This window comes from Paenibacillus sp. 01L418 (assembly GCF_056400045.1).
Map to the genome: position 1 here is coordinate 1 of NZ_JBFTSN010000226.1, position 10,503 is coordinate 10,503.

The 10,503-nt window shown below is 46.8% G+C and carries 9 protein-coding genes; 2 read left to right on the forward strand and 7 right to left on the reverse strand.

The genetic code is table 11. From position 1 onward, the window contains the following. The 7 genes from AC1DSE_RS22235 to AC1DSE_RS22265 all read right to left on the reverse strand — a co-directional run. On the reverse strand, positions 1–404 hold a 404-nt coding region (locus tag AC1DSE_RS22235), incomplete at its 3' end, for a heterodisulfide reductase-related iron-sulfur binding cluster (RefSeq protein ID WP_477528197.1). A gap of 1,311 nt (positions 405–1,715) precedes the next feature. Continuing rightward, on the reverse strand, positions 1,716–2,474 hold the full coding sequence (locus AC1DSE_RS22240) for a DeoR/GlpR family DNA-binding transcription regulator (RefSeq protein WP_477528198.1): 759 nt from the start codon (positions 2,472–2,474) through the stop codon (positions 1,716–1,718). A gap of 37 nt (positions 2,475–2,511) precedes the next feature. Continuing rightward, positions 2,512–3,981: a rhamnulokinase gene (locus AC1DSE_RS22245; RefSeq protein ID WP_477511315.1), complete on the reverse strand. Its 1,470-nt coding sequence runs from the start codon at positions 3,979–3,981 to the stop codon at positions 2,512–2,514. After that, positions 3,978–5,198: an L-rhamnose isomerase gene (gene rhaI / locus AC1DSE_RS22250; RefSeq protein ID WP_477511316.1), complete on the reverse strand. Its 1,221-nt coding sequence runs from the start codon at positions 5,196–5,198 to the stop codon at positions 3,978–3,980. Before rhaI ends, AC1DSE_RS22245 begins: the two co-directional genes overlap by 4 nt. Before the next feature lie 31 nt (positions 5,199–5,229). Beyond that, the gene (locus tag AC1DSE_RS22255) at positions 5,230–5,601 is read right to left on the reverse strand and encodes a sensory rhodopsin transducer (RefSeq protein ID WP_477511317.1); all 372 of its coding nucleotides are present in this window, start codon (positions 5,599–5,601) and stop codon (positions 5,230–5,232) included. A 13-nt stretch (positions 5,602–5,614) separates the two neighbouring features. Beyond that, the gene (locus tag AC1DSE_RS22260) at positions 5,615–7,684 is read right to left on the reverse strand and encodes a bifunctional aldolase/short-chain dehydrogenase (RefSeq protein WP_477528199.1); all 2,070 of its coding nucleotides are present in this window, start codon (positions 7,682–7,684) and stop codon (positions 5,615–5,617) included. Positions 7,685–7,940: 256 nt separating this feature from the next. Continuing rightward, positions 7,941–8,846, reverse strand: coding sequence for an ArsR/SmtB family transcription factor (locus AC1DSE_RS22265; RefSeq protein WP_477528200.1), 906 nt, complete (start codon positions 8,844–8,846; stop codon positions 7,941–7,943). A 183-nt stretch (positions 8,847–9,029) separates the two neighbouring features. Between AC1DSE_RS22265 and AC1DSE_RS22270 the strand changes: the two genes are divergently transcribed. Next, a complete protein-coding gene (locus AC1DSE_RS22270; protein WP_076266747.1) occupies positions 9,030–10,196 on the forward strand; it encodes an iron-containing alcohol dehydrogenase in 1,167 nt (388 codons plus the stop codon). A 16-nt stretch (positions 10,197–10,212) separates the two neighbouring features. Then, a partial coding sequence (locus AC1DSE_RS22275; RefSeq protein WP_477528201.1) for an aldo/keto reductase occupies positions 10,213–10,503 on the forward strand: 291 nt, incomplete at its 3' end.

A 10,503-nucleotide genomic window follows, 5' to 3' on the forward strand; every position in this document is an offset into this window, starting at 1 on the left:
GGATGATATGTCACTTTATGAGGAAATGCAGCGCCAACATCGGTAACGCCGAGCACCTGCACCAGAAACTGTGTAAATTCATAAGACTTGCTCTGAAGCTTGTTGGCCCGTTTCAGCATGACCGGATCATCCTCGAACAGCTTCGGATAATGGTGAATCATTCCCGTGCAGGAGCCTGATGGTGAAATAACGAAGTCGCTGTCTTCAAACGCATCCAATATCGTTTTGGCAGACTCCCTCGCTTCCTTCCAATAGCCGCTGTTGTAGGCCGGCTGTCCGCAGCAGGTTTGTACCGTCGGAAACTCTAATGAAACACCGTACTTTGCCAGCAAGCGCACCATCGCTTCGCCGACCCTTGGATATAACGCATCGCTTAAGCAAGTAATAAATAATGAGACCTTCATACCCGCACCCCTTTCGTAACTTATACTTTTATAATATCAGGTTATCAGACAAGTTTGGTAAAATTTTTTATGTGAAAAATGTTTTAGATGTAAGAACACATATGCGCTTTACAGCTCTCTTTCGTAGGTAACCAGACTGTTAAGTTGCTCAATAAGCACCTATTGGTGCTTACAAGCACTCTGAAACGCCTCTTTTACCGCTGTAAGAACACATATGCGCTTACAGCATTCTTTCGTAGGTAACCAGCCTGTTAAGTTGCTCAATAAGCACCTATTTGTGCTTACTAACACTCAGAAACGCCTCTTTTACCGCTGTAAGAACACATATGCGCTTAAAGCTCTCTTTCGTAGGTAACCTGCCAGTTAAATTGCTCAATAAGCACCTATATGTGCTTACAGACTCTCAACAATGTAACTTTTAACGCTGTAAGAACACATATGCGCTTAAAGCTCTCTTTCGTAGGTCACCTGCCTGTCAAATTGCACAATAAGCACCTATATGTGCTTACAAGCACTCTGAAACGCCACTCTTACCGCTGTAAGAACACATATGCGCTTAAAGCTCTCTTTCGTAGGTAACCAGCCTGTTAAGTTGTTCAATAAGCACCTATATGTGCTTACAAGCAATCAGAAACGCTACTTTTACCGCTGTAAGAACACATATGCACTTACAACTCTCTTTCGTAGGCAACATGCTTGTTAAATTGCTCAATAAGCACCTATTGGTGCTTTCAAGCACTCTGAAACGCCACTTTTACCGCTGTAAGAACACATATGCGCTTAAAGCTCACTTTCGTGGGTAACCAGCCTGTTAAGTTGCACAATAAGCACCTGTTTGTGCTTACAAGCACTCAGAAACGCCACTTTTAACGCTGTAAGAACACATATGCGCTTACAGCATTCTTTCGTAGGTAACCTGCCTCTTAAGTTGTTCAATAAGCACCTATATGTGCTTACAAGCACTCTGAAACGCCACTCTTACCGCTGTAAGAGCACATATGCGCTTACAGCATTCTTTCGTAGGTAACCTGCCAGTTAAATTGCTCAATAAGCACCTATTTGTGCTTACAAGCACTCAGATACTCCACTTTTACCGCTGTAAGAACACATATGCGCTTAAAGCTCTCTTTCGTAGGTAACCAGCCTGTTAAGTTGCTCAATAAGCACCTATATGTGTTTACAGACACTCATGAACGTGACTTTCAACGCTGTAAGAACATATAAACTCTTACAGCTCACTTTCGCCAGTAACCCTATACTATACAACAATAATGGCGCTGCGCTTCTACTGAAGCCAGCGCCACCTATGCTCTACACCTTTGTAACGGAAATTTGTTTTTCCTTAAGCTGCGATAAGATCGCTGCTGGCAGCCGCTCATCCGTAATAATTGCATCTACATCATCTAAATCTGCCACATGGGTAAACGCTTGAACACCGAACTTGCTGGAGTCGGYGACCAGAATGACTTGATCCGCCATACCTACCATTTTGTGCTTGATGCGTGCTTGCAGCTCGTTCGACTCGCTTACGCCGCGCTCCAAATGGACACCTTTGCAGGAGAGAAATGCTTTATCCACATGATATGCATCAAGAGAACGCTCGGCTAACGGACCAACATAGGACAATGAACGCGAAGCCAAAATGCCGCCCGTCGAGATGACTTCAATCTTCTCTTTGCTGCTCAGCTCCATCGCAACTTTGATGGAGTTGGTTAGCACCGTTAGAGGAATATCCGGCATGCTTGCCGCCATATACCAAGCCGTCGAGCTCGCATCAAGCAAAATACGCTCATTCGGCTGAATCAACTTAATCGCTTCCACAGCAATTCGTTTTTTCTCCTCCGCATGCGTAATCTCCCGCTCGAAATACGGAATTTCCGGCTGCTGATCCTTTACGCTAACCGCACCGCCATGGGAGCGGCGCAAACGTCCGGCTTGCTCCAAGCGGTCAAGGTCACGCCGAATCGTTTCCTCGGTCACCTGACATAGCTCGCTCAGCTCCGTAACCCGGATGCTGCCTCTCTCATTTACCAGCTGTACAATTTTATCGTATCGTTCATGGACCAGCATAACGTACCTCTTTCTTACTTATATTTGTATTCGCTGCTTAAGCGATTCCTGTTGTTTCTTTAAAAGCACGATATGCGCTCTCCCAAGCCTCATGCTGCTCTGGCTCATACACATCAACTGGGAATGACTCGCGTATCACTTTGCGCGCTTCCCAAATGTCAGCAAGCTGACCATTGGCAATCCACTGCAAAATCATGTTGCCTATTGCGCTGCCTTCCACGGGTCCTGCCCACACCGGCTTGCCAATCGCATTTGCAGTCCATTGGCAGAGCAGCGTATTTTGAATGCCGCCGCCAACCATATGCAAACCGCTGAACGCTTGACCAGACAATTGCTCTGTTAACTCTAGCACATTTCGGTACTTCAAGGCTAAGCCCTCCAAAATACACCGAACAATCGCCCCTGTATCAGCAGGTGCCGTCTGCCTTGTGCGCAAACAATACTCCGTTATTCTAGCAGGCATATCACCCGGGTGCAAAAACAACGGATCATCCGGATCAATAAACGCAGCAAATGGCTTAGCTTCTTCGGCAAGCTTTACTAATTCGGGGAACGTATAAGAAATTCCTGCCCGCTCCCATGAACGTCTGCATTCCTGCAAAATCCACAGTCCCATAATGTTCTTCAGCAAACGATACGTGCCATAAACGCCGCCTTCGTTCGTAAAGTTTAGCTGCTGCGACAATTCATTAATGACTGGCTCGTCGACTTCTGTACCCATAAGCGACCAAGTGCCGCAGCTTAAGTAAGCAAATGACTTTTCAAGAGCAGGCACTGCGGCAACCGCTGAGCCCGTATCATGCTCCGCTGCTGCATAAACAGGAACGGACTCTATGCCAAGCTCCTCGCAAAGGGAAGCTCGCAAGCTGCCAACCTTCGCCCCTGGCTGTACAACCTCACCAAACAGTTCCGGCGAAATGCCAATCGAGCGAATCAGTTCCTCGTCCCAGCTGCCAGCAACAGGGTTATACAGCTGCGTTGTCGTTGCGTTGGAAAACTCATTATATTTCTCACCCGTCAAAAAATATCGGAGCAAATCCGGAATCATTAGAAAATGTTTGGCATCCCGCAGCAGCGGTGAATCTGCCTTCTTCAAAGCAGCCAGCTGGTAAATCGTATTAAACGGCAGAAACTGAATACCCGTCTTCGCAAATATCCCCGTTGCCGTCAATTCCTCTACTACCTGCTCCATTACGCCATCCGTATGATGATCGCGATAATGATAAGGATTGCCAAGCAGCTCCCCATTGCTTCCTATCAAGCCAAAATCAACGGCCCAAGAATCAATCGCAAGGCTGTCCAGCCTAATGTCGCGATGCTTAACTAGCAGCAGCGCTTGCTTTAACTCATGAAGCAGTCGCAAAATATCCCAGTGCAGTCGATCGCCGACCTGCACCGGATCATTGGAGAACCGGTGCAGCTCCTCTACCTCGATCTTGCCATTATTCAGCCTGCCAAGCAGCGCTCTTCCGCTGCTTGCTCCGAGATCGTAAGCAAGGATGGTCACCAGCTGGCACCGCCCTTGCCTCTCGCCAATATGTCTTTGCCATAGCTGCTGCTTAGGTATACTTTCATTGGATCATGCGGCAAGCCCTGCTCTTCGCGAATCGTGTGCAAAAGCGGTGTAACATCGAATTCGAATGCGCGGCGCACAGCATCCTCAGCGCCAAGAACATCATTGCGTTCAGCAGCATCATTTACTTCATCATGGTTAATGAGCAGCGCCTTTGCCAGCTGGGTTTGCACATTCAGGACGGAGCGGAGCATGGCAGGGATTTTTTGCTCGATATTATGCGACTGGTCAATCATATAAGTAATGCTCTCTGCATTGCCGCGAACACCTGCATCCGCATCGCCTGCAGCACTCAAGATTTGATAGAAAATCAAGAACAGCTCATAAGGATTCACAGAACCTACAATGAGATCATCATCCGCATATTTGCGGCTGTTGAAGTGGAAACCTCCCAAACGTTTCTCGTCCAGCAAATAAGCAACGATATGCTCGATGTTTGCGCCTGGCAGATGGTGGCCAGTATCAACAAGCACTTCCGCTTGCGGCCCTAGCTTTTGCGCCAAGTTGTAAGCCATGCCCCAGTCGGCAAGATCCGTATGATAGAACGCCGGCTCGAAACATTTGTATTCAATGAGCATACGCATGTCCGGCGTCATTGCACTATACATTTCGGCCAAAGCTTCCTGCATCCAAGCTTTACGCTTGCGGATATGTCCTTGACCTGGATAGTTTGTACCGTCGGCGAACCATAAGCTAAATTCACGCGAGCCCGTTTCCTTGGCAATATCCACGCATTCAAGCAAGTGATCAGTCGCTTTCCGGCGCACTGCAGCATCGGAATTCGTTACGCTTCCAAGCATATAGTCTTCATCTTGGAATAGATTCGGATTTACCGCTCCAATCGAGAGTCCAAGATCTTCCGCATGGCTTCTAAGCTTGCCGTAATCCTCTACCTTATCCCAAGGAATATGGATAGCGATAGACGGAGCGATTCCTGTCAAACGATGCACCTGTGCAGCATCCTCAAATTTCTCAAACGGATTGCGAGGCACGCCTTCCTTCTGAAATACCTTAAAACGAGTACCGGAATCACCATAGCCCCATGAAGGGGTTTCGATTTTGAGCGCTTTCAATTTTGCTTTTACCTCTTCAATGTTAATGCCTCTTTCTTTCTGCTGCTCCTCAAAAAACGTATAAGCGCGATCAGTCATTATGGAACACCCTCTCATTTATATTTTCAACCTATTTGATTGGAAAAGCCATCGTAGACATCAACGTATTCTCTGCCTGCGTCGAATCTAATCTGCTGTATTGTACAATGATTGGAATATTGCTCAGCACCTCAATGGCGTAAGGAACGCCGATTGGAATCGACGCCCCTTCCTTCATTAATGTGCTGGTGCGTATATGGTTTGTTCGTCTGCCAGGAACAACAACTTGAATATCTTCCATCGGCTCGCGATCCTCAAAATAAATCGTAATATGAATAATGGCTTCTTCGGTGGAGCAATTCAACACGCATATCGATTCATGGCTGGTAAGCGTTCCCGTGCTGTCTGGCGGTATATAACCATCCGGTATATACCAAGATTTCTCGCCTCTCCCTTGGATCATATCGCCTAACCTCCTAACGGGTGAATGCAGCGGGTACGCCGCCGTCAATAGTTAACATACAGYCTGTCGTTTTATCTGCTTTGGAGGAGGCAAAAAATGCAATGCCCTCTGCGATGTCGCGCGGATAAATGTTGACGAGCAGCGTCGTGCGCTTGCGGTAGTATTCTTCCAGCTGATCTGGCTCAATGCCATAAGCCGCTGCACGTTCATTGCGCCAGCTGCCGTTCCAAATCGCCGACCCCTGCAAAATCGCATCCGGCAAAATCGTATTTACACGAATGCCGAATTCGCCGCCCTCAGCTGCGATGCAGCGTGCCAAATGAGCTTCAAGCGCCTTGGCTGAGCTATAAGCTGATGCATTTTTACCCGCGTACACAGAGTTTTTCGATCCGATGAACACCATGTTGCCGCCAATGCATTGCTGCTTCATTAATTTAAACGCTTCGCGAGCGACCAGGAAATAACCTGTTCCAAGCACATTCATATTCAAATTCCATTCCTTAAGCGATGTCTCATCGAATGGGCTTGAAGTCGCAAGACCAGCGTTGTTTACGATAATGTCCACGCCGCCGTAAGCAAGTGCTGTCTCTGCATAAGCAGTTTTGACCTGCTCTTCGCTCGTTACATCCATTTTCACTGCTGTTGCTCGGCATTCGCCAAATTTCTYGTTAATCTCTGAGGCAACCTTTTGCGCGCCTTCAAGATTAAGATCTGCAAGCACAACATGCGCACCCTCTGATACTAAACGGCGTGCTGTTTCACTTCCGATACCGCCAGCGCCGCCTGTAATGAAAGCAACCTTGCGTGAAAATTCCGTTTCAGCTGGAGCAAGAGACAATTTGTATAGCTCTAATGGCCAGTATTCCACGTTGTACGACTCGTTCTCGCTAAGCGATACGAAATCACCTAATGCTGTTGCGCCGCGCATCACGGCAATCGCACGGTGGTATAGCGCTCCGCTCACTTGTGCCATCGCCCAGCTCTTGCCGGTGTTGATCATACCGATACCCGGAATTAGAATTACGCGAGGCGCTGCTTCAAACATGACGTCGCCTTCATTTTTGTTGCGTTCAAAATAAGCTTTATATTGCTCTTTGTATGCAGCGATTCCTTCTGATAGTTTCGCCTTCAAACCATCGATATCCTCTGCATTTGGCTTCCAGTCAATAAACAATGGAACAACCTTCGTATGCACCAAATGATCCGGGCATGCAGCGCCGACCTGCGATAATGTTGGAGAATTATTCCCGCTTACGAATGCAAGCACATCCGCTTCATCGTCAAATGTCAAAATCATCTTCTTCGCATCGCTCACTGCGCCGCGAATTGTAGGCATAACCTGTGCAGCTACGCTTTTGCGAACATCGGCTTCGAGCACCTCGTATTTCACGCCGCCAAACAACGAAGCCTCGTCAAAACGAGATTCAATGAATGCCTCTGCCTCGGAAATGATTTTGATCGTTTGTGCGTAACATTCCTCGCTTGTCTCGCCCCAAGTAACAAGGCCGTGCTTTTCCATCAGCACTAGCTCGGCATTTGGATTGGCAAGAACACCTTCGGCAATCATTTTGGAGAGATTGAAGCCTGGACGTACATAAGGAACCCAGACGAAACGGTCGCCGAAAATTTCCTTCGCAAGCGCTTTGCCGTTATCCGCACAGCACAAGCTAATAATAGAATCGGGATGTGTATGATCCACATGTTTGAATGGAAGAAAAGCATGCAATAGCGTTTCAATTGACGCACGCGGGTGCTTCGAATCGATCATGCAGTTGACAAGGTAAGCAACCATCTCTTCGTCCGGCATTTCAGCACGTTCAAATAATGGACGGATATCATCCATCCGCAGTCCAGTAAAATTGCCTGCTTTCATAGAAGCAAGATCCGAACCGCTGCCCTTTACATACATCACTTCAACGTCGCGACCGCGGAAATCTTTTACGATTGTTTTGCTAGACGTATTGCCGCCGCCGTAATTGCAAACTCTGCGATCTGCACCAATGATGTTGGAGCGATATACGAGCTCAGCCAATCCGCCTTCCAACTGCGATGCTTTTTCGTTTTCCCACAAACTTTGTACCATGGATATACCTCCGAATGATGTTTTGTATTTGTTTGAATCGATCATATCACATTTGTTTCTGTTTGAATACGATTATTTCAAACACAAACAAAAATGTATATTTGTCGTTTTCTTTTTATTTTTTTGACTAAACAAGCTATTCCCACAGTTACGGGCAGCAAGCATGTACTTAGTGGACAAACAAAAAAAGATGCCCCTCAAGGTTGTAAAAAACCTAAAGGGGCATCTCTTCATTATATACACTGCGCAGCATGCCTTACTGGCAGCGCAGCGTCACTTCAATATCTTGGTTATAATTCCCGAATCCTTTGCCAAACAGCGTAACGCCGCCGCAATTTCTCGTCGTTGTGCTGGATGAGATGCGGAATAAAATTTCTTTGTCATAAGCGAGCATTAGCTCGCCAATCGTAACATCAGATACTTTTATCCCGTCAATGTAAGATCCTTGCTGATTGACGCGAATCGTTTTCATAAATCCATACTGAATATTTTTATGCCACCACTCGGGAGTATACAACCCTCGTGAGCTTCCAAAATCGCCTGGATACGTCCACGTTCCAACACCGACACCGTTAATCGTAAAAGCAATATCCGATGGCAGGTGGTTGACGCTGYAAGGCGTGTCCGAACAGATCTCCATCGCAATTTCGAGCGACTCTGGCATTTCGTTATTCACCATATAATTAGGTATACGGTATTCCACAAATCCTGAACCGAACCATAAGACTTTGGCATGGACATGCTCTGGATCGGCAAAATAACGTGGATCATCGCACATCCCGATCATTTGAGTATCGGATGCCAGTCCACAGGTTGGTTTAATTTGGTACGATGAATAATGTCCCACGGGAAGTGAAACCGAGTAACGCTTCGTTTCGTCCGTGACGGGTTCACTCTTAAAAACCAACATCGCCTGCGACAGCTGGAGATGGCATATCTTTTGCATGCCGCGCTTGCCCGCCACGCTTTCGCTGCGAACAATGCCGGCTTCCTCCAGCATATGAATATGTCTTGTAACGATAGGAGACTTTATATCTAGCGCCTCGGATAAGCTTTTTATATTCATAGGCTGCACGCCTAGCAATTCAATCATTTTGACCCGTGTGTGTGATGAGAAGCATTCAAGAAACTTCATATTGCGGCTGCTCACTTCAATTTCCATTGCTGCTTCCCCTGTCTCTAGCTAATTTCAAATCATTATATAACTAAAAAGTTATCCTTTCAACACTTCCCTGCTCCACCTTGACTTATGGAGTAGAATTCACTAAAATAAACGGCGTATACATAACTCAAAAGATATTTAGTTACCTTTTTAGTTATCTAAATAGTTTTAGGAGGAATTAAGATGAACTCATTTCAATTCGTTAATCCAACTCATATTGTGTTTGGTGAAGGTACAGCCAAGCAAGTAGGCCAATTAACCTCCAAATACGGCAAAACGGTCCTGCTCGTTTACGGATCAGGCAGCGTCAAAAAAACAGGCTTGTACGATCAAACCGTAAGCCTTCTTCAAGAAGCTGGCATCAAAGTGCACGAGCTTCCTAATATTGAACCAAACCCGCGTTTAACTACCGTCAAAAAAGGGATCGACATTTGCCGCGCGGAAGGCGTTGATTTCATTCTAGCTGTTGGCGGAGGCAGCGTTATTGATGCAGCCAAAGCTATCGCTGCAGGTGTTCCTTATGAAGGCGATGTATGGGATTTCTTCACAGGCAAAGCTGTTATTCAAAAAGCGCTTCCACTTGGTACGATTTTGACACTGGCTGCAACAGGTTCGGAAATGAACGGCTCTTCGGTCGTTACGAACTGGGAAGAAAACTTAAAGCGTGCTTTTGGCAGCTCGCATACGTATCCTGCATTCTCGATTCTCGATCCTACGCTTACGTACACGGTTCCTCGCAACCATACCGTTAACGGCGCTGTGGACATCATGTCACATGTGTTCGAGCAATATTTCAGCTTAACGCCAAATACTCCGCTGCAGGAGCGCTTCTGCGAATCCATTTTGCAAACGGTAATTGAGAATGTTGAGCTAGCTCTTGAAAACCCTGAGGATGCGGCTGCTCGCGCGAACCTTATGTGGTGTGGTACGATGGCTTTGAATGGCGGTCTTATCAGCGTTGGCATGAGCAATGACTGGGCTTCGCACGGCATTGAGCATGAAGTCAGCGCCATTTACGATATTCCGCACGGCGCGGGCTTGGCTGTTATTTTCCCGAACTGGATGAAGTACGTTTATGAAGAGCGGGTGGATCGTTTCGTTCAATATGCAACTCGTGTATGGAATGTGAATCCAGAAGGCAAATCAGACAACGAAATCGCTCTTGAAGGCATTCAAGCCACTCGTGATTTCTTCACGAAAATTGGTGCTGAGTCACGTCTTGCCGACTTCGAGATCGGAAGCGACAAACTGGATCGCATGGCTGAGGAAGCTGTACGTTATGGCACGATTGGTTCATTCAAGCGTTTGGAAAAACAAGATGTTAAAGCTATTTTGGAATTATCACTTTAACTGGAGGTTACGATAAATGACTCATGCCCTAACAGCACATACCACATTAAGTAACGGAGTAAAAATGCCTTGGCTTGGTCTTGGCGTATGGAAAGTGAAAGATGATGGCGAAGCGGAAAGAACGGTCGCCTCTGCGATTGAAGCTGGTTATAGAAGCATCGACACAGCAGCAGCTTACAATAATGAAGAGGGTGTTGGCGCTGGTATTCGCAACAGCGGGATCGCGCGCGACGAAATTTTTGTAACGACAAAAATTTGGAATGCTCATCAGGGCTACGATTCCACGCTGACTGCCTTTGAAGACAGC